The sequence below is a fragment of the Flavivirga spongiicola genome (assembly GCF_030540825.1).
In the GTDB taxonomy this organism is placed as follows: domain Bacteria; phylum Bacteroidota; class Bacteroidia; order Flavobacteriales; family Flavobacteriaceae; genus Flavivirga; species Flavivirga spongiicola.
Genome location: NZ_JAUOEO010000001.1, coordinates 3,119,475 through 3,139,793, shown reverse-complemented (window position 1 = coordinate 3,139,793; position 20,319 = coordinate 3,119,475). Strand labels below are relative to the sequence as shown.

General features: G+C 31.9%; 18 protein-coding genes. 6 read left to right on the top strand and 12 right to left on the bottom strand.

The features are described from left to right. Nucleotides 1-12: 12 nt before the first annotated feature. From Q4Q47_RS12600 to yiaA, 6 genes are all read right to left on the bottom strand, one after another. A complete protein-coding gene (locus Q4Q47_RS12600) occupies nucleotides 13-585 on the bottom strand; it encodes a GDYXXLXY domain-containing protein (protein ID WP_303307012.1) in 573 nt (190 codons plus the stop codon). Nucleotides 586-765: 180 nt separating this feature from the next. Next, nucleotides 766-1,413, bottom strand: coding sequence for a TIGR02117 family protein (locus Q4Q47_RS12595; protein ID WP_303307011.1), 648 nt, complete (start codon nucleotides 1,411-1,413; stop codon nucleotides 766-768). Between the two features lie 2 nt (nucleotides 1,414-1,415). Further along, nucleotides 1,416-2,693 carry a DUF2157 domain-containing protein gene (locus Q4Q47_RS12590; RefSeq protein ID WP_303307010.1) on the bottom strand — a complete coding sequence of 426 codons (1,278 nt, stop codon included), beginning with the start codon at nucleotides 2,691-2,693 and terminating at the stop codon, nucleotides 1,416-1,418. A gap of 7 nt (nucleotides 2,694-2,700) precedes the next feature. After that, nucleotides 2,701-3,396, bottom strand: coding sequence for a CPBP family intramembrane glutamic endopeptidase (locus Q4Q47_RS12585; protein WP_303307009.1), 696 nt, complete (start codon nucleotides 3,394-3,396; stop codon nucleotides 2,701-2,703). A gap of 20 nt (nucleotides 3,397-3,416) precedes the next feature. After that, nucleotides 3,417-3,734 (bottom strand): hypothetical protein, encoded by a 318-nt coding sequence (locus tag Q4Q47_RS12580; protein ID WP_303307008.1) that lies wholly within the window; start codon nucleotides 3,732-3,734, stop codon nucleotides 3,417-3,419. A gap of 112 nt (nucleotides 3,735-3,846) precedes the next feature. Beyond that, nucleotides 3,847-4,329 carry an inner membrane protein YiaA gene (gene yiaA / locus Q4Q47_RS12575; protein ID WP_303307007.1) on the bottom strand — a complete coding sequence of 161 codons (483 nt, stop codon included), beginning with the start codon at nucleotides 4,327-4,329 and terminating at the stop codon, nucleotides 3,847-3,849. Nucleotides 4,330-4,484: 155 nt separating this feature from the next. On the opposite strand from yiaA, the gene Q4Q47_RS12570 reads away from it, so the two are divergent. From Q4Q47_RS12570 to Q4Q47_RS12560, 3 genes are all read left to right on the top strand, one after another. Next, complete coding sequence (locus Q4Q47_RS12570) at nucleotides 4,485-6,005, top strand: hypothetical protein (protein WP_303307006.1); 1,521 nt, start codon at nucleotides 4,485-4,487, stop codon at nucleotides 6,003-6,005. A 32-nt stretch (nucleotides 6,006-6,037) separates the two neighbouring features. Further along, nucleotides 6,038-7,258, top strand: a complete 1,221-nt coding sequence (locus Q4Q47_RS12565) for a hypothetical protein (protein WP_303307005.1) — start codon at nucleotides 6,038-6,040, stop codon at nucleotides 7,256-7,258. Nucleotides 7,259-7,633: 375 nt separating this feature from the next. Further along, nucleotides 7,634-8,083 (top strand): hypothetical protein, encoded by a 450-nt coding sequence (locus Q4Q47_RS12560; RefSeq protein ID WP_303307004.1) that lies wholly within the window; start codon nucleotides 7,634-7,636, stop codon nucleotides 8,081-8,083. Nucleotides 8,084-8,173: 90 nt separating this feature from the next. Here the strand turns inward: Q4Q47_RS12560 and Q4Q47_RS12555 are convergent, their stop codons facing one another. The 4 genes from Q4Q47_RS12555 to Q4Q47_RS12540 all read right to left on the bottom strand — a co-directional run bounded on the left by Q4Q47_RS12555 (nucleotide 8,174) and on the right by Q4Q47_RS12540 (nucleotide 15,725). Further along, a complete protein-coding gene (locus Q4Q47_RS12555; protein ID WP_303307003.1) occupies nucleotides 8,174-12,244 on the bottom strand; it encodes a LamG-like jellyroll fold domain-containing protein in 4,071 nt (1,356 codons plus the stop codon). A 468-nt stretch (nucleotides 12,245-12,712) separates the two neighbouring features. Further along, nucleotides 12,713-13,999, bottom strand: coding sequence for a glutamate-1-semialdehyde 2,1-aminomutase (gene hemL / locus Q4Q47_RS12550; RefSeq protein WP_303307002.1), 1,287 nt, complete (start codon nucleotides 13,997-13,999; stop codon nucleotides 12,713-12,715). An 18-nt stretch (nucleotides 14,000-14,017) separates the two neighbouring features. Continuing rightward, nucleotides 14,018-14,821, bottom strand: coding sequence for a glucosaminidase domain-containing protein (locus Q4Q47_RS12545; protein WP_303307001.1), 804 nt, complete (start codon nucleotides 14,819-14,821; stop codon nucleotides 14,018-14,020). Further along, entirely contained in the window at nucleotides 14,814-15,725 is a 912-nt protein-coding gene (locus Q4Q47_RS12540; protein WP_303307000.1) for a 1-aminocyclopropane-1-carboxylate deaminase/D-cysteine desulfhydrase, read from the bottom strand. Before Q4Q47_RS12540 ends, Q4Q47_RS12545 begins: the two co-directional genes overlap by 8 nt. A 228-nt stretch (nucleotides 15,726-15,953) precedes the next feature. Here Q4Q47_RS12540 and Q4Q47_RS12535 point away from each other — a divergent pair, with 228 nt between their 5' ends. After that, complete coding sequence (locus Q4Q47_RS12535; protein WP_303306999.1) at nucleotides 15,954-17,408, top strand: hypothetical protein; 1,455 nt, start codon at nucleotides 15,954-15,956, stop codon at nucleotides 17,406-17,408. 116 nt (nucleotides 17,409-17,524) lie between these two features. Here the strand turns inward: Q4Q47_RS12535 and Q4Q47_RS12530 are convergent, their stop codons facing one another. Continuing rightward, on the bottom strand, nucleotides 17,525-17,863 hold the full coding sequence (locus Q4Q47_RS12530) for a hypothetical protein (protein ID WP_303306998.1): 339 nt from the start codon (nucleotides 17,861-17,863) through the stop codon (nucleotides 17,525-17,527). A gap of 160 nt (nucleotides 17,864-18,023) precedes the next feature. On the opposite strand from Q4Q47_RS12530, the gene Q4Q47_RS12525 reads away from it, so the two are divergent. Further along, nucleotides 18,024-18,176 carry a DUF5522 domain-containing protein gene (locus Q4Q47_RS12525; RefSeq protein ID WP_274186525.1) on the top strand — a complete coding sequence of 51 codons (153 nt, stop codon included), beginning with the start codon at nucleotides 18,024-18,026 and terminating at the stop codon, nucleotides 18,174-18,176. 127 nt (nucleotides 18,177-18,303) lie between these two features. Continuing rightward, nucleotides 18,304-18,873, top strand: a complete 570-nt coding sequence (locus Q4Q47_RS12520) for a DUF4136 domain-containing protein (protein ID WP_303306997.1) — start codon at nucleotides 18,304-18,306, stop codon at nucleotides 18,871-18,873. 134 nt (nucleotides 18,874-19,007) lie between these two features. On the opposite strand, the gene Q4Q47_RS12515 is transcribed toward Q4Q47_RS12520, so the two are convergent. Beyond that, nucleotides 19,008-20,111 (bottom strand): bestrophin family protein, encoded by a 1,104-nt coding sequence (locus Q4Q47_RS12515; RefSeq protein ID WP_303306996.1) that lies wholly within the window; start codon nucleotides 20,109-20,111, stop codon nucleotides 19,008-19,010. Between the last annotated feature and the right edge of the window lie 208 nt (nucleotides 20,112-20,319).

Sequence of the window (20,319 nt, the reverse complement as noted above, 5' to 3'; positions counted from 1 at the left end):
AGAAGCCTCAGTTTACTGAGGCTTCTCTTTTTCTACATAATCCTTAATAGATATTTCATCAATTATAACATCATTTAAAACGACCTCTCCATTTTTAACATAAACTAACGCATAAGTATTATTTGGTAGAGAATCACGTTGTCTATTCCTCACAGCTATCTCAGCATCATACGCCTTCGTTTCTTCCATATAATAGCGATTAAAAGAAAACTCTACACTTAATTTATTTGTATAATTTGAGTACCACCCTGCTTTAGTTTTTATATAATCGTTATTATTATTTGGTATTAAAGTTCTAGCAATCGTATCAATTTTAGCAAAACCCAGACTATCTTTAGTTAAATAAACATATATCTCTTCATGTCGTTGCCATAAAGAATCATTAGTTTTATATGAATCTATCTCATAATTAAGGTTTATATATTTACCCTTAAAAGGATCCGTTGGATCAACAGGTTGTGTTTTAAACTTATATACTTTTCCTTTCTTCAAAATTTGCTCTTGATTAAAAATCATTTGAGAAGGAATAAATAATTGTATCAATACTACAATTATAAATATTGTGAATATATGTATTGTTTTCATTTTATTTTTATTTTTTTATTATTGAACTCATTTAAAGTTTTTCAATTGGCTAAAAAATTGCCCTTTTTCATCTATATTTCGCCTTTTTTGAATTCCGTAGCGATGCTATGCTATTAAAAAAAGTCTTTATCTATATAAAAATGACTAATTTTCGCTATAATTCTAAAGCTTTAAATGAGTTCATTCATATTTATTAATTAATTCAAAATCGAATGGTGTCCAATAACAACTTTTTAAACCACTAGTTTTAAATGCAGAATTGACCCAAGAATTACACGTTTTAAGGCATGAATAACTACCTTTTGCTTTATAAAATTCATCATTAAAAGAGTACCCTTTATCTTTTAAAATTATTTTTTCACCACGACCATCTAGTTTAAAAGAGTTTAACAAGTAATAATTTAGATGAGTTAATTGTTCTTTAGTAACATTTACAGCAACCCAATTTGAATGCTTTTGAAAGTACTTAGTTAAATGAATCAACGTATTACTTTTAAAAAATAAAGCACCAAAAGCATTCTTAAAAGTTAAATCTCCCCATGTTGGGGTATTTAGATAAAAATTTTCGTCTCCCCAGCCAAAAGATAAATACCTTGCCTCTTCTTCGACATTTAATCCGGTAATTAATTTTTCATCAATTTGATGTACTGGAATAACAATATCCAAATGAATGCCATTAGTATTAAGATATATAGTATTTACAAGACTTACATTATCATCTGTTTTATTTACTGTAATAGAAGTCAATAGCAATGATCCAATTATGTAAACCCCTGGAACTATCAATAAACACAGAACATATCTAAATATTTTATTTAAGAACCTCATAACTACCTTTTTAAAGTCTTTTGTTTTTTCAACATGATATAATTGGTTAAAAAGAAACCAATACCAACACCAACAAATAGCAATCCTCTAAGTACAAAGCTCATATCCGTATCAAAAAAACGACAAGCAATAAGTGCCGTAATAATTAACAAACCGTAATTTAAAACTCCAAAATGAAATGTATCTGCTCCAATTTTCACAGCCATAATTCCTAATATTAAAACAAGCAGATTTATTAGTATTACAGGGAGCCCTGTATTAACTAAACTAATTATAAAAAATAGTGTAAAAAATATAAAGGCGTATTGAAAAAGGTTAAAATTGCGAATCCATTTTTTTGAATACGAATAAATTAACAAGACAAGAGTTAAACAAAAAAGTGTTAATGCTATATAAAACGCTTGCGAGTTAAAATTTAATTTACTGTCAAAAACAGCTTTCCAAAGCCAATTAAAACTTGTCAACAGCAACATATAAACGGTTCCTAAAGAGCCTAAAACTAAATAGCCATTTCGTCTCAATTTTTGATTATTAAAGAATGGCATTTTGCCTATATTGTATAGCAATCCAAATAAAATAACATAAATTAAAAATCCAAAATCCCCATCCTCTCTAACAAAAGCACCAATTACAATAACAAAACTTAAAGGCAAAAGCCAATTTAAAATTGATGTTATATTGTGTGACTTTTTCTGTTTTAATAGTTTATAATAATGTGGCAATAACGATACTAAGAGTATTAAGTACACCCATGGTGTTTCATTTCCCGAAAAATATCCTAAACTGCATGCATAACTCGTCATAAAAACAATTTGCAAAAGGACTAATGCATTCGATTTCAGAAGGTAAATTAATGGTAAACATAGCAATACCCAAGTTAGCAAGTAGCTGCTCAAATCTCCAGGGATATTGTAAATCTGACTCACTAAAGCGATACTTGCCCCTACTGCAAAAAACAAAAATACTCCCGAAGCCTCTTTCCAGGTAACGCTTTTATTTTTTAAAATTGAATACCCAACAATGGCCTGCCCCATAATTAAAGGTGTAAAAGCAAAAACAGTTTTTAAAGTTCTTGAAAAATCATCCCAATTATGAGCCAATATTAATATGAGACCAAGACCTACCAATGTAGAACCTAATACGGCAAAAACAGTAAACAGTCTATTTGATGAATGACTCTGCTTTGACAGATAATAAGACTCTATTTTTGAGGCAGTGTCTTTTGATATAACTTGTTCCGCAACAAGTTCTTTTATGTCTTTTTGAATTTTTGAATTCATACTTCCTTTAATTTAAAAATTTTAAAAATACTTCTTGAAAAGGATCTTTATTAACCACTGTATAATAAAATAAAGCGCCTAACCATCCATGAAACACTCCCATGACATATATATTTTTCACTTTCAAATACATATATCCATAAAATAATGCCAGAGCAAAAGTGCCTATCATCAACCATATTGAAGGAAAATGAACCACAGAAAACAAAAGAGCTGTTATAAATATAATGAAGCCTTTACTTAGTTTTCTATTTTTCAAATCATTTAAATTCCCTGCAATTAAACCAATAATTAAAAACTGTTGCATACTCCCCCAAATGGGATATGTAATTAAAAGTGGTAAAATATGCCATGTTATATTAATTGTATTTTGATAATGCCCTATACCAAGAAATAACATGACTGAAATGGTCGCAAAGGGCACCATTAATTTTAAAGCGTATTTGAAATTATCTGTTCTAAATCCCCAATACCTAATAACACCCTTTTCAACTTTATATCTAAAAATAATATATAAAATCCATAATGTCGTTGCAAAAACAACGTAGAATAATCTCCAGTCGAGGTAGTCCATAAAAATAAACTTCCCAAGTGCAGTTAGAACTACTCCCAATATTTCTATTAACCTCCTTTTATTTGAAATGGGTCTTTTTAATTTAGTTTCTGAAAATTCTATTAAATCTTTGGTGAGATTGTGTTTCATTTTAAAATTAAATTTATCAATTAAAACCTAGTCAACAACCAGTCTCCCCATGTAAAAACCATAGTAGTTAATGAGATTACTACTGTAAAAGAAATATAAGGTTTCAGTTTAAATTTCACTTTAAAAAAATTTCTCAAAGCCAGATATAGTAGCACAGGTTGGATTAACACACAAGGAATAGTAAACATTTCTTGAATAACCCCAAGAAGTACAAAACTTAATTTTGTATAAGTATGATTTATGTAAATCATCATTAAAAACGATGATGTTATGACACTTATATAAAAAATATTCCTATCTGCTTTTAACAACTTATTATTTTCAATTATTTTTTTCATGATTGTAATGTTTAAAACCTCGCAGCATCTAACCGCGAGGCCTTGGGTTATCTAACTAACCAACCATCAAAACAACCCTTTATAATTTTTGTTTTGACTAACATATCTAAAACTATTTTTCATCTTCAGTACTTCTATCAATAAACTGTACATCTCTTGTATTCTTCTGTACAGCAATGGCAGAAAACAGACTTAAAAGAAACGACATACCATAAAACCCTTTCTCACTTAAAAGTAAATCGGCATTCCAAAGTCCAATAACTAATAACACAATAGAGATCACTGTTGTAAACCAACTAATACTATAATAAATATCGGTCACCGGAATATCTTCTAATTTATCTCGTACTGCCTTTTGAACAGATATTACTGAGAATAATCCAAAAAGAAGAATTGTAAAATAATACCCTTTCTCATTTAATAGCATCTCTGCATTCCATAAACCAATACAATAAGATGTTATTCCTATTAACAATGCTGACCAAGATGCTCCTATAAAAGCTGAAGTTGGTTTTTGATCATAAACTTTCTTGTCCTTTTTAATTTTTGTTTCTTTCGATTTTTCATCTGCAGAAACTGTTGTTTGATAATTCATAATTATTGTTTTAATGATTTGATTACAGGACAAAATTGCAACACTTACCCAGTATACGAAACACAATGTTTTAATAAAACTGATGATATAATTTTTATTAATAATCTTTTATTACCTATATTTAAAATGATTTAACTAAAAAAACTGACGATTTAATGACTAATTTAAATGATATAATTTCTACTTTTTCTTATGAAGACCAACAGCGATTCACAGCATATTTAGACAAAAAAAACAAACGTAATGACACTAAAAACACGCAGCTATTTAATTATCTATTAAATGATGAATTGAATTCTAATGACATCTGCTTCAAGCTCTACGGAAGTCTTAAGAAAGATGCTTACCACGCTTTAAGAAAACGTTTATATCAATCTATCATTGATTTTATTGCAAATAACAGTTTGCAAGAAGAAAACTCAATAGACATGCAAATCATTAAATATATATTAGCTTCTAGATCCTTCTTACAACATAAACAATACAAAGTTGCTTATAAAGTTTTAGACAAAGCTGAGATATTAGCTTCTGAGCATTATTTGTTTCCATTGCTAAATGAAATTTATCATACCAAAATTCAATATGCATATACAAACCCGTCTATTTCAATGGAGGACCTTATCACAAAATTTGAGGAAAATCAAAAAAATCATCAAGTAGAAGATCAGCTCAATATTGTTTATGCAAAAATCAAACATACCTTAAACAATATTACCTACAAAGGTGACGTTGTCGATTTTCAAACAGTTCTAAATCAAACCCTACAAGAACACAACATTAGCATTAACGAGTCCATGTCTTTTAAGTCCTTATATCAATTAGCAACTATTGTGAGTATTTCGGCCTTTGTAACTAAAGACTATCTACAAATAGAGCCCTTTTTAATAAACACTTATAATATTATAATCACACATAAAAATAAAGAGAAACAACTCTTCTATCATATTCAAATTATATACTTAATAGCCAATACACTATTTAGAAACAAGAAATTCAATGAGTCTTTTTACTATTTGGAACTCATGCATAAACATATGCTACTAAAACAGAAAAAACATTACAATACTTACAAGTTAAAATATAACTTGCTAGTAGCTCTCAACTATAATTACTCTAACAAACAAAAAATAGCTATCGAAATTTTAGAACCTCTAGCGGTTAACAAGCATCCAGATACAGAATCATTATTAGACATTCATTTGAGTCTCATTATGTTTTATTTTCAGAAAAATGATTTTAAAAAAACACATACGCTCTTCTCCAAATTCTACCACACTGATCAGTGGTACACAGAAAAAGCGGGAAAAGAATGGGTCATAAAAAAGAATTTAATGGAAATATTACTTCATATTGAACTTAAAAATATTGACTTGATAGAGTCTCGACTACTTAGTTTTAAAAGAAATTATTACGACTATTTAAAAAGCATCAATCAACAACGCGTTATCACATATTTAGGCTTTGTTGAATCTTATTATAAAACCCCAGAAGCAGTGACTTCAAACGAATTTAAAAATACCGTAGCGCAATCTTTCGATTGGGTTGACATACATAAGGAAGACATTTTTGTAATAAGTTTTTATAGTTGGTTGAAAGGTAAGATGAATAATCAAGACCTATACTCAACTACTTTAAATTTAATAAAACAATCTCAGCAAGAATTAACAAATAAATAATAATTCATTATCCAAACTTTAACTATTTTTATATGATGCTAAAAAAGGGGGTTTTAATTATTTCTTGTATTTGTAATCTTCTTGTTGTTGCTCAGCAAAAAGATAGTTTATCTACAAAAAATGGCATTGACAACCCTAGTCTTTTAACCACACATCATTTTGGCATTTTCAGCTCCAGAATTAATCCGAATTTCAAATACAAACCTCCAAAAAAACCAATACTCACTATAAGCACTACAAGCGGAAACAACTTTCATCCTTTTGTTGAAGGGTATTTCCCAAAAGATCCAGACGTAAGAGAAGAACAAAGTAAACTTATTTGGTATAATAGGGATTTCACCTTTATAGATCAACAAACAACCCCTGCTGATTATTCAAATATTGTCATTGATGCTGTTATAAAAGAATTTAGGTTAAGTATAAACATACCGTTAGATAAAAAAAATGAGCTAGGGGTTACGTTGCGATCTTATCTAATAACAAAAGGAAAACATCCATTTTCAATTTTCACTGGAGATGAGACCATTGAATGGTTTCATAGTAATATAAATGGAGGGGAAGATCCTTTCGGCAGACGTTACTATGGCTTGAATCAAGTAAACTTTAAATATTTTGACAGAAATGGCAATACACTTGAACTACATAACAATGATTTTTTTATAGGAGGCATCGAATTAAATCATTTTTATTACCCGACACTTTCAATAAATAAAACTAAAAAAATATTTATCAATTTTGGAAGTCACTTAGGTATTAACACTTCTAAATTTAATTCGTCTCTAGATTTAGGTCTTTCTGTAAATGCCATTAAAAAACTAAAACTAAATAATAGCTACGAATTTAATATGGGAGTCGGGATGAATGTTTTATACAAAAACCTCATCAACTTTAAAGAGGTTATCGATTTGGGTAATAATCCATTTTTAGCAACTATTGAAAGTGATATCGAAATAACTAAATACACAAAAAAGGGCAACTATAATTCATTAGGAATAAACTATCAAATTCAATCCCGCTATAACAAAAGAAAAGAAGCTGATTATTATAGGCTTTTAGGTAACTGGGAAGAAATAAGGGGCGGCTGGCATCATGGTATTGCTACTTTATATAGAGCACAATCTAATTGGTCTTTTGTATATACTTATGGTCATCCTAACTATAAACTATCTCTATACTTTAAGGAAGACTTTTTGGTTAATAATGCTCCAGATTTTCAAACTGGCGTGTCTCTAAAAATTCCTGTGTTTAAATAATCTCATCATTTTGTCATTCCTGTGACACGCTCTGAACTTGTTTCAGCCTGGTAGAGACCTTCCGGTTTATAAAATACGTGAAGCATAATAATCAACCAATACTACCTTTACAATTTTAATCAATAAAACTTGTAGAATATGTCGCATGAGTGTAGCAAGCAGTTTGGAACGACATATGTTCGAGTGAAAATAAAGCAGTGATCAATATCTCTAATATTCAAGTGGATTCCTGCTGTAGTTTATCTTGAGCGAAGACAAAAGGCAGGAATGACAACAAAAGTTTAATACTGTTAATGTTAGGTTAAAATCAAAAAACAGTTTAAACCTTTTAAAAAAGTAAAAGTCCTACTTGCAAATAACTTAAAAGATATAAAAATGAAAAAATTAATAGTCATTGCTATAGCATTAATATCTATTCAAGCTATAGCGCAAACGGAAAGAAGAGATCGATCTGAACGTGCTCAAAAAATGAATAACCTTTCTGCTGAAGAAATGGCCACTTTAAAAACAAAAAAAATGACTTTGTTTTTAGATTTAAATGAATCACAACAAAAGGAGGTTCAAAAAATAAATCTGGAAAATGCTACTTTACGTAAAACAATGATGGCACAGCGTAAGGCCAGAAGAACGAATGGAACTGCTCAAAGACCGACTAAAGAGGAGCGCCTTAAAATGGAAAATGCCCGATTAGACCATAAAATTGCTATGAAAGCCAAAATGAAAAACATATTAAATAAAGAACAATATGTTAAATGGGAAAAAGCACAATTAAGAATGGCTGCCAAAAGAAAAGACAAATATAAAGGCATGAAAAGAAAAAAATAGATTTAGTTTATTGGTTGGTTTTAGTTTGTTAATTAAAAGAGCATTTCAAAATTTGAAATGCTCTTTTTTAAATACCAATAAATTGATAAACTATTCTTTAATAACCTTTAAGGTTGAACAACCTACATTCGAGTCTATTTTAACAAAATATAAACCAGGCATCATGTTCTTAGTTTCAATTATTGTTTTTTCAGTTTTACTCTTAGGGTACACTATTTTAACTAATGATCCGTGTACATTATAAATCGTGATTTTTGAAACATCTGTACTTAGCATTTTAATTGTTAGTCTATCCGAAAAAGGAATTGGAAACGCAACATGATCTGGTATACTATGATTTTCACCCTCGAAGGCAAGCCTCGTATTTTCTTTCTTTTTAGAACTCTTTGAAGTACTCCCATTATAGTCTGATAAAATTTGACTAGCAGACCAAGCTTCATCTATAATATGCAAATCATCTATCTGTCCTAAAAATCTTCGAGAAGCATGATCTGTTCCTATTTTCACTGTTCCATTTCCTGTATTTATGGTTCTAGAACTTGAAGATGATATGGTATCTAATTGGCCATCTATATATATTTTAAGCTCATTGATATTTGGTGTTCCATCATTAGAAAATGTACAAGCTACATGATGCCATTGGCCGTCATTAATTGTAGTAGTACCTACAATAGAGCCTCCAGCTACTTCGGCACGTATTCTACCGGATCCATCTACGAGAAATATCCATTTTGCAGAGGTTGCTGTTGTTCCCCAAGAGGCTATAGCATCATTGGTTGTGGTTGTTTTAATCCATGCGATAATTGTTCTGTCATCTCCTCCTTCTATCCCATTGTATCCATTTACAACGACTTCATCTGTACCATCAAAATCTGCTACTTGCCCTCTTTCACTATCATTAATAAAAGCAACGCCACTATTGGTTCCGTTATATCCATTGCCTGAAGTATCTTGTACGTTATTATCTAATGGATATTCGGCTTCTAACGTCATGTCGTTCACCGTAATATAAGCTGATTTTGTTTCTGTATTACTACCATTATTATTGGTTGCTGTTAACTGTACTTGATATGTTCCTACTGCATTATATGTTATTGTCGGATTTTGTGAAGTACTGGTTGAAGGCGTGCCTCCTGTAAAGCTCCAAGACCAGCTAGTAACATTTCCTGTAGAAGTATCTGTGAAGCTTACACTATTTCCCTCAATGATTGTTGTTTGATTTGCAGTGAAATTAGCGGTTGGTGGCAAGGACGAGTTGTAACCAACAAGAATGTCGTTAGCTGACCAGGCTTCATCAATAATATGTAATTCATCCATTTGCCCTAAGAAACGTCGGGAAGCATGATCTGTACCTATTTTCACTGTTCCATTTCCTGTATTTACATCAGTAGTGTTTGAGGAGGATATGGTATCTGATTGTCCATCTATATAGATAACACCTTCATTAATCGTAGGTGTACCATCATCAGCCAAAACAAATGCTACATGATGCCATTGTCCGTCATTAATAGCTGTTGATCCTACAATAAATCCACCTGCTACCTCAGTACGAATTCTACCTGATCCGTCTACAAGGAAAATCCATTTTGTTGAAGTTGCTGTTGTTCCCCAAGATACTATAGCATCATTGGTTGTGGTTGTTTTAACCCATGCCGTGATTGTTCTGTCACTTCCTTGTTGTATACCACTATATCCGTTGACTATAACTTCGTCTGTACCATCAAAGTTAGCTACCTGCCCTCTTTCACTATCATTAATAAAAGAAACACCTCCATTAGTTCCGTTGTATCCATTACCAGAAGTATCTTGTACATTAGTATCCAATGGATATTCTGCCTCTAGCGATTGAGATGCTACACTATATAGGTCAGATCTCCAAAATCCTCTACCGTCTGTTGCTATTGTTAATACACTTTGACTACGCGTAGCACCATAATAGATATCCATTCCCGATACACGTATCACTGGTAAACCATTCCCGTAATCTATCCAATTTGTTAAAGTGACATCTTTATAATACACGCCAATATCAGTGCCTATATAAATGCCTTCATTGCTAGATTTATCATATACCATTTCCAATAAAGCAACTGATGGTAGCCCATTTGAAATGTCTGTCCATGAGCTTCCTTTATTTGATGATTTATAAACTTTACTTCCTTGTAGAATGTAAACCAGATTATCATTAGTAGGATGCGTAGCAATGTCTGTAACAGTTCCAGATCCTGGTAAGCTTGTGGAAATATTAGTAAAACTAGGTGATGTAGCCCTTACATTATCAGATCTATAGAAACTACCTGCTCTAGAAACATACATAATATTATGGTTCGCATCACATTGTTCTATTTTTTGAATTTTGGTATTACCTCCAAATGAAGATATTTTTGTCCAGGTTACATCCAGTCTATTAGCAGTTCTTACGTTTTGGCTTCTTTCTACTTCAAATAAACCTACAAAAAGGGTGTTTACACTACTTTTATCTAATACCCCGGTTCCTGTATACTCCCCTCTATCTGCTGAAGTTGAATTTATACGCTGAAAGGTAAGTCCTCCATCAATTGATCTGTGAATTTTATCATATTTAAAATGGTAAGCATAAGTGTCATCTGAATAATCAAACAGCACTGTAGATTCATCTCCACCCCAATTAGAATACCATGTCCCATTAAGGTTTAACTTAATTCCTGCATGAAATGTACCTCCAGCCACATTGCTTTTAGTTGTTTGACTTTGCGTACATTCCCAGACCTCAGCTATAGGTAAACCATCTGTAATACCTTGAAATTTATTACTACCATTCAAAAACCAAATTCCACCATCATTAAGGGCAAATAATTTATCATTTATAGGGGAATATGCCCAGGTTAATTGATCTAAATGTAAACCAAAACCCAGATCGGTAACATTATCAAAGGATTGTGCCCAAGTTGTTCCTCCATTTGTTGATTTCCATGATTTTACGCCGCCAGCGTATAAAATATTCGCATTAGTAGGATCTGCTACGATAAAAAGGTTGTAGTTTGGTTGCCCTCTAGATATTGTTCCATCTATTTTATAACCAGTAATGCAAGGTGTGCCTCCTGAGCGTTTTGTAAATGTAACTCCAGAATCTGTAGAACGATAAACACCTTCGAAAGAATCTTGTCCTAAATGGTCTCTTGAATTAATAACATACACATAGTTTGGTTGGTTAGGAGTTACAGCTATTTTCATAAATGCTCCTTGTCCAAAAGCTGTTGTATTTTCAGTCCATGTTACACCCCCATCTGTAGATCGAAAAAATTGAGATGTAGATCCATTTGTACTAGCATACATGATATTTGCATTAGTTGGATGAATTCTAAGTTCTTCTACCTTACTCGCAGTTTTAACTAAAGTAAATGTGGCTCCTCCATTAGTAGAACGATAAATACCACTTTCATTTCCTGCAACAATAATGTTTTGATTATCGGTTTTGATTAATAGTGCATTCGTTTTATTAGTAGAAAGACCGGTAGTATTCCAAGAAGTTCCACCATCAGTTGATTTTAATATGCCAGAATTTGTTCCTATGAATATAGTATTAGGGCTTGAAGCATGAAATTTAGATATATAAACCTCTTCTGGCAAATGGTCTGTAAGTGGCGCCCAACTTAAACCTGCGTCGGTTGTTTTAAAAAGTCCGCTTTTAAAACAAGAAACTAAATAAGTATTTGCATCAGTTGGGTGAAAAGCAATGTCCTTTACTCTTCCTCCGTTTCTAGGGTCTCCATTAGTTTTCTTGCCTACATTTATGGGCCCGTAATTTGTCCAATTACCTTGTTGGGAAACCAAAGCCATCGATCTCATTTTTTGGAATTCTTTATTAACTTGGGTAGCAGAAATAACGTTTCCAAATTCATCTAATCGTTTTAGATTTTTTGCATACCAACGCTCAAACTGTTTAGATCTATCCCCTTTAAAATGTTTGTTGTATTGCCAATAATCATCAAAAGTTTTTTTGGCCTCAGACAGATTTACTCCAGGTTCTTCCATCATATCAATCCAAACTGGAAGATTCTCTTCTAAAGATTCATTACTTTTTATAGCGAATTCTTCATGAAGAATTGAAAAGATTCCTATACCTGTAAGTAATAGTAAAACTAAAGTTGTTAATTTTTGATTAAATTTAATAGATTTCATTTTCTAAATGTTTTTTTGGTTAGTTATGAATCATGTTATAGTTTCTATAAAATTCAAACTTTCCTACAAGAGATATAGGAGGAATTTTCGTCTTTTTTCAGGGACATATCTATTAAATTGATTGAATATCAATTATTTATACAATTAAGCACGTGTATAGCATAAATAACTACATAATGCATATCAGATAGAAACGTTAAAACTTAAGCAGTTTTTGTTTTTTGCTATTATGAGTTATATTCTAATGTAGAATTTAATGTTTTTAAAGTGAAGAAGCAGACTTATAGGACTAAGTTAAGCTTACATAAAATTACTATAGTACTTAAAAAGAGTAATAAAAGTAAATTCATTACTCTCTTTAATTTAAGTTTTTTATTAAAAAGTCCTAAAATCGCTTAATTGTAATAATCAGTAACTTTAGAGTCTATTACCTTAGATAGGTTGTTTAGATTAAAAATAAGAGGCTTTTTATAAGGTTTTTGCAACCGTATTTACCGCAGCAATAGTAAAATCTAAATCTTTATAAGTTAAAGCATCAGTAATAAACCATGTTTCGAAAGCACTTGGTGCAATATAAACACCTTCATTTAGCATACCATGAAAGAATTTCTTAAACGTATCGTTATTTCCTTTTGCAGAAGTTTCAAAATCTATGACTTCAGAGTCATCAAAGTGAACTGAAATCATAGAACCAACTCTATTTACGGTATAAACAATATTATTATCATTTAAAACTTTAGCAATGCCTTTATGCAGATACTCTGTTTTTTCAGCTAACCGATTAAAAATTTCAACATCATTATTCAATTCATTTAGCATAGCTAAACCAGCAGCCATAGCTAGTGGATTACCACTTAAAGTCCCAGCTTGATACACTGGCCCCAATGGCGCCAAATAATTCATAATCTCATTTCTGGCCGCAAATGCTCCCACTGGCAAACCACCTCCAATTACTTTTCCGAAACAAACAATATCTGCATCAATACCAAACAGCTCTTGAGCGCCACCCTTCGCTAAACGAAACCCTGTCATAACCTCATCAAAAATTAACAAAATACTATGAGTATCACACAACGTTCTTAAGGTTTTTAAGAAGTCTCCTTTTGGTGGAATGCACCCCATATTTCCTGCAACAGGCTCTATAATAATACAAGCTATTTCTCCTTTATTCGCTTCAATTAACTGGGTTACATTTTCAATATCATTATAGCGAGCCAACAAAGTATCTTTAGCTGTTCCTTCTGTTACTCCCGGACTGTTAGGCGTTCCAAAAGTAATAGCTCCACTACCCGCTTGTATTAAAAACGAATCACTATGTCCGTGATAGCAACCTGCAAATTTTATTATTTTATCTTTTCCTGTAAAACCACGTGCTAAACGTACCGCACTCATACATGCTTCTGTACCTGAATTTACAAATCGTATTTTATCAATATTTGGCACCATTGAAACTGCTAACTCTGCAATTTTAGTTTCAATTTCTGTTGGCATTCCAAACGATGTTCCCTTTTTCGCTTTATCTACTACAGCATTAACAACAGGATCATAAGCATGCCCTAGAATCATCGGTCCCCAAGAGTTAATATAATCTATTAATCGATTATCATCTTCATCGTACAAATAGGCTCCTTTTGCTTCTTTAACAAAAATAGGCGTTCCTCCCACTGCTTTAAAAGCTCTTACTGGCGAATTTACACCACCTGGAATAACCTTTTCTGCTTCTACAAACAGTAAGCTACTTCTTTTATAGTTCATAAATTTATAATTGGTTATTTATGGTTTTATAACTAATACTTGCCCAATATTTAAGGCAGTATCGTTTAATTTATTTAATTTTTGAAGTTCTTTAACCGTCATACTATACTTTCTTGAAATAGAGTATAAAGTATCACCTTTCGAAACGGTATATGTCATACGCTCAACACTTGTTGGTATCTTAAATTCTTCGTACGAATTTCCCAATACTTCTTTATCGAACTTATATAATTCATAGCGTTCAATGATACTAATCAATTTTTGAGGATATTTTTTATCGGTAGCATATCCTGCAGCTCTTAACTCTTTAGCCCAGCCTTTGTAATTTTCTTTTTTAAGTTTGAATAGCTTTGCATAACGCTTTTTTTTCAAGAAAAGAGAATGGTCTCTAAACGAATATTTTGCGTCTTTATATTTCCTAAAACATTCTTGAGCTTTGTCATCATCGTGATAAATTTTACCTCCTGTCCAACCATGACATTTAATACCAAAATGATTATTGGCTTTGACGGAAAGACGTCCTTTACCAGAACCAGATTCCAAAACACCTTGGGCCAAAGTGATACTTGCAGGAATACCGTATAAACGCATCTCCTGTTGTGCAATTTCTTTATAAACATCAATATACCTCTCTGTAGGATTTGCATATACTTTAGCTGAACTCCCAGAAGCATTTTTTGTTTCTTCTTCTTTATTGCTTTCTCCATTTTCTACCGTAGTCGTATTTGGTCTTTTTGTAATGATTGTCTTTTTAGAACGGCAACTAAAAAGAAAACACCCTAAACATAATACTAACGCTATTCTATTTATTTTTCTATTCAATTATTGATAAATTTTTATTTTTTAACACTGAATTCATCCCTTTAATACCTTGCAAGCCTCCTGTATGGATTGCTAAAATTTTTGAATCTTTTTTAAAATAATCTTTATTAATTAAATCAAAAACCCCAAACATCATTTTACCTGTATACACAGGATCTAACGGAATTGCATTTGTTTTCTTAAACTGATTGATAAACGTCACCAACTCCTCATTTATTTTTGCATACCCGCCAAAATGATAATCGGTTATTAAATCCCAATTCGTCTTGGCTACAAATTTACTAATATCTTGTCGTAAAAAATCACCTTTTAGAGCTGGAAAACCTAAAACTTGTTGACTAGGTTTTGAACAATTTATAAGCCCAGAAATGGTTCCGCCAGTTCCAACAGCACAGCATATATAATCAAAAACATTATCTGCCTCTGTTAATATTTCTTCGCAGCCTTTAATAGCCAGAATATTTGTGCCGCCTTCTGGAATAAGGTAAAAATCATTAAACTCTTCTTTTAATTTAGCTAAAAAGGCTTTAGATGTTTTATCCCTATAATCTGCTCTAGAAACAAATTTAAACTGCATCCCATTTTGTTTTGCAAAACTTAAAGTTTCATTATCGGAGATTTTATCTTCAAGCTCATTCCCTCTAATAACCCCAATCGTTTTGAAACCCAATAGATTTCCTGCTGAAGCTACAGCAGCTATATGATTAGAAAAAGCCCCACCAAAAGTAAGGAGCGTTTTAAATCCTTTTTTTTTAGCTTCAAGAAGATTGTATTTAAGCTTTCGATACTTATTTCCAGACACAAAAGGGTGTATTTCGTCCTCTCTTTTTATAAACAGCTCAGCCCCCTTATTATCGGGTACACTTACTTGTTGATTTATGCTATGTCCAAGCTTAAATATCATTGGCACGAAGATACTTTAAAAATTGTCAAAGCGAATGTTGCTTTAATTTCATACAAGCAAAAAACGTCTTTGTATCTGGTTTTCAACAAAAAACAAAAGAAAAAAACTACTTTTAAGTAAAAAATAACTTACATTTAAATGTTTGCTTAGATCAATACTTATTTAAATGAACATTAGATCCCTAAAACTAAACTACTAATATTAATTAAAAAACAAACCTTCTTTAAAATGAAAAAATCAATTATTGCTCTAAATTCTACATTATTAGCTACTATCTTAACTATATGCTTTTTGTCTTGTAAAAAAGAAAAAAAAGTAGAGGATGTTAAAAATGAAACCGTAACAACGTACAATGAAAAAAAGGGAGATGCCTTGTGTTTATCTGAAGCAAGTTGGTTTCCTCACAGTCAAACACCTCCTCCAGCAGAAGGGAAAGGCAGCCCATTTGACGTCACTTCAACAACAAACTGTATTTTTCATCAATGGTCATGGCAAAAGTTTCTATGGGTAACAAAACCCGAAGGAGGCTTACCTTTATTCCTCAATCAAAAAGAAATTATTCAAGTTACAGATGCTATGAAACCTGTTATACAGCAAGAAGGAGCTAATGTTGTATTAACAGACACTATACAGGCAGGCTCAAAACATGGCGTACTAAAAGCAAATCCAGCATATAATAGTGCAACCGGCAAAGCTTTTACAGTACACTATTCAATACACACAAGCTTAATTATGCAAAAGTCGGCCGAGATTTTTAAAGTAGCTTTAGCATCAGGAAAATTACCAGCAAACAATTTACAGACTTTCCCTGTAGGGTCTTTAGAATTAAAAGTTTCTTGGATAGATGCCACAGCTGTACCAAACGATAAATTAAATAATTATTATATAACGACAGCAGCCATAATTAATAAAGATGGTAAAACATACACAAATACCAAGGTTGCTTTATTAGGAATGCATGTTGTAGGCGTTGTAGAAAACCATCCAGAATTTATCTGGGCTACTTTCGAACATAATGATATGGCGCCAAATTATGATTGGAAGGCGAACTCCGCGAGTTCAACTAGCGATAAATTATTATTTGCAAAGGGCAGTACAACAGGTTTAGATGGTATTACATTTATCAAAGATGATAAGCCCGTATTAGCAAGTAAAGCTTACGACTTATTTCAATACGGAGTACCAGTAACCGCATCAGGCTATATGGATACAAGCCAAAAAGAACCTGAAAACTTTAATCATATAAAAGAAATAAATGCAAGTGTCACAAAAAATCTTAAAGATGTTTGGAAAAACTATTTTTACAACGGTTCTATATGGATAGATACAGACGGTTTAACACCAAGTCAACAAGCCCAAAAAATTGTAAGTTTGGGAGGGTCTATAGGTGCAGCAACACCAGGATCAAGTGCCCGAGGATCTTTGAATTGTGCAAATGTTACTATGGAAACATTTACACAAACCTTTCAAAACAACATTTCGGATATTAATGTAAAAAATCTCGCAAATTGTTTTTCTTGTCATAATCCAATAAGTTTTACTGGCAATACGTCTCCAATATACTTAAGTCATATATTTGATGCTTATATTAAATCAAGTGAAGGAAAAAGTAAAGAAGAGATTGATTTAATGAAAGATGAACAACAAAATAAAATGGCAGAATTTCTTAGAACATTAAAGTAAATACATCCATCTTTTACAAAAAATAAAAGAGGCTGTCTTAAAATACTTAAGGCAGTCTTTTCTATTTTATTTTTTGGATAAATACCTAAAGTTATAACTTTTAGCTTATTCGATACTTAAATATCATTGGCACGAAGATACTTTAAAAATCGCCAAAATGATCGATGCTTTAGATAATATAAATTAAATTCATTGGCATAAGCTTCTCGTTCAAAAGAAATGTTTCTATAAGCTAAATCCCATTTTTTATATTGAAATAATCTTATCGAAAATTCAATAACATAAATCAAATAAAAGGGAATTATCAACATTTCTAGCTGCTGTCTTAAATGAATTTTCTCATGATTAACTAAAATAGCATGACTCTTTAAATCTTTTGATTTTAAAAACACAAAAGGAAAAATGGTAAAACCAGTATACCCTTTAGGAACTAAATATTTCGAAATTAAAATCATATTCTACATCATTCAAAAACCAATTAGATTCTCGTCTTCTCGAGAATGACAATTCTTTAAAATTACATTATCTTTGTTTAAAATGAAATAAGCATAACTAAATTTTGATATTTAAAATGCTAATTGCATCTGACGAATACAAAACAATGAATACAATCAGATGAAAAAAATAATCCCCATTGAAGAAGGTGATTACTACTTAACACCAGAAGGTTATCGCTGTTTCACGGAGCAATACCATTTAAGAAGAGGCTATTGTTGTGAAAGCGGATGCAGGCATTGTCCATACGGGTACGATAAGAACAAAGGATAACAAACAACTGCTATGATCCTATATACCAAAGGCTTGGTATGATTATTGATACTATTATTAATAAAAAAGCACTTAAAATCAATGATTTTAAGGCTAATTGTGTAATGTAGAACTAAAATAAAAGGCTATGAAAAAACTATTAAACATCTTACCTCTTTTAGCATTGCTAATTGTGGTTTCCTCATGCAGTTCTGTGCGTGTCGCAGCAGATTACGATAAGAATGCTAGTTTTGGAGAATACAAAACCTTTGCATTTTTTAAAACAGGCATTGACAAAGCAGAAATTAGCGATTTAGATAAACGAAGAATTCTTCGTGCTATTGAAGCAGAATTGCTAACTAAAGGCTTTGCAAAATCTGAAAAACCTGATTTATTAGTAAGTCTTTTTACAAAATCTCAGCAACGTGTAGACGTTTACAATAACTCTTGGGGTTATGGTGGCTGGGGCTGGGGAGGCTTTGGTCCTTGGGGAGCAGGTTTTGGTCCTGGTTGGGGCTGGGGTTGGAATCAGCCCAGTGTAAGCACCAGCACACAAGGTGTTTTATATATAGATCTTATTGATGCCAATAAAAAAGAATTAGTTTGGCAAGGTATGGGAACAGGCTACTTAAGCAGAAATATGGAGAAAAAAGAAGCTCGCATTAAAGAGTTTGTAACAGAAATCATGACGAAATACCCTCCGGGAGCTCAGCAATAAAAAATAATACGTCTAAAAAGTAACATATTTTGTCATTCAGAGCGCAGCGAAGAATCTTATAGCATTACAAATAAATATATTATTTAATAGATTCTTAGCTGCGCTCTGAATGACACCTTATTGACCTACCCTAATCACATAACAATATCATTTGGCCAAACGTATGGCTCAGGAATATCGGTATCATCAATAAGTTGCCTGATATCTATTTCTATACCTCGACTTAAATCTGTAATAGGTACATCATTAGGTCCTCCTTCAAAAGGATTCTCTGTATTTTCTCCAATAGCTTCCATGGTATGAAACACCCATGAAATTAAGGCACTAAAAGGAACAGAAAACCATACAAAGTGTTTTGCTATAGTTTCCTGAGCTACATGCATTAGGGATGTTTGCTCTTCATGTTTATTTAATAACCCCAGGATTTTATCACCAAAACTCTCAAACCCTTCCATAATCCCATAAGGAATTAATAAAATAAAAATCCAAACAAACAGATAATTTAGGGTCGCAAATTGCCTAGGATATGGAAAGTTTTTAATACGCTCGCTTTTACCTTGAAGCGTATAAAACTCAACCAATATATTCATCATTTCCATGTGCCTGAAGTCTTCTATTAAACCTTGATTCATTAGTTCTTTTAAGCGACGGGATTGAATACCTAATATTTGTGATGCCTGATTTCCTTTTGAAAAAACCTCTTTGTATTCTGCTTCCGAAATATATGGTTTTATATTACTTTCCAAATCTTCTACGTCTTCGCAAACTCTATATTTTGAAGCTCTAAATTCTTTATTAGATTTTCCGGACTTAAGATGCATTTCCCATGGTTTATCTTCTCTAAGCTGATATCGCAAAGCTGTTAACCAAGCAACATGCCTATGTACCAATTCCCGTTTGATAGCCTGCATTTCTTCTTCTGTTCTATCTTCGGTGGTATGATCATTATTAATAAAATCCTTTACCATGATCGTCCAGGAACGTGATGCATTAACAATACCTCCCCATATTTTTCGAGCTTCCCAGAGTCTATCATAAGACGCATTATTTTTAAAACTCACAACAAATGCCACGGCAGTACCTAACACGCCTAGTGGCAACCAAGGAACATGTAACCATTTTAATCCCAATACATCAAATAGAAAAGCAGGGATTATAGCTAAAAATATAAATAATAAAATGTGTCTTCGAGTCCATTTTAAAACTCCTAATACTGGAAATATCCTTCTTGTATACATAAAATAATTTTACGAAGTAATTTAAGCTTTTTTAGATTAAAGCGAAAAATAGCAATTTTATTCCCAAATAAATGCTTTTTTGAACTGCATAGCATCGCTACGGAGTAATAAAAAGACAAAATGTGGGAGCACCAACCTAACCAACAGGCAGGAAAGGGCATTTTGCAGCCAATTATAAAAACATGTACTCAGCTTGGCTGGGTCGTTT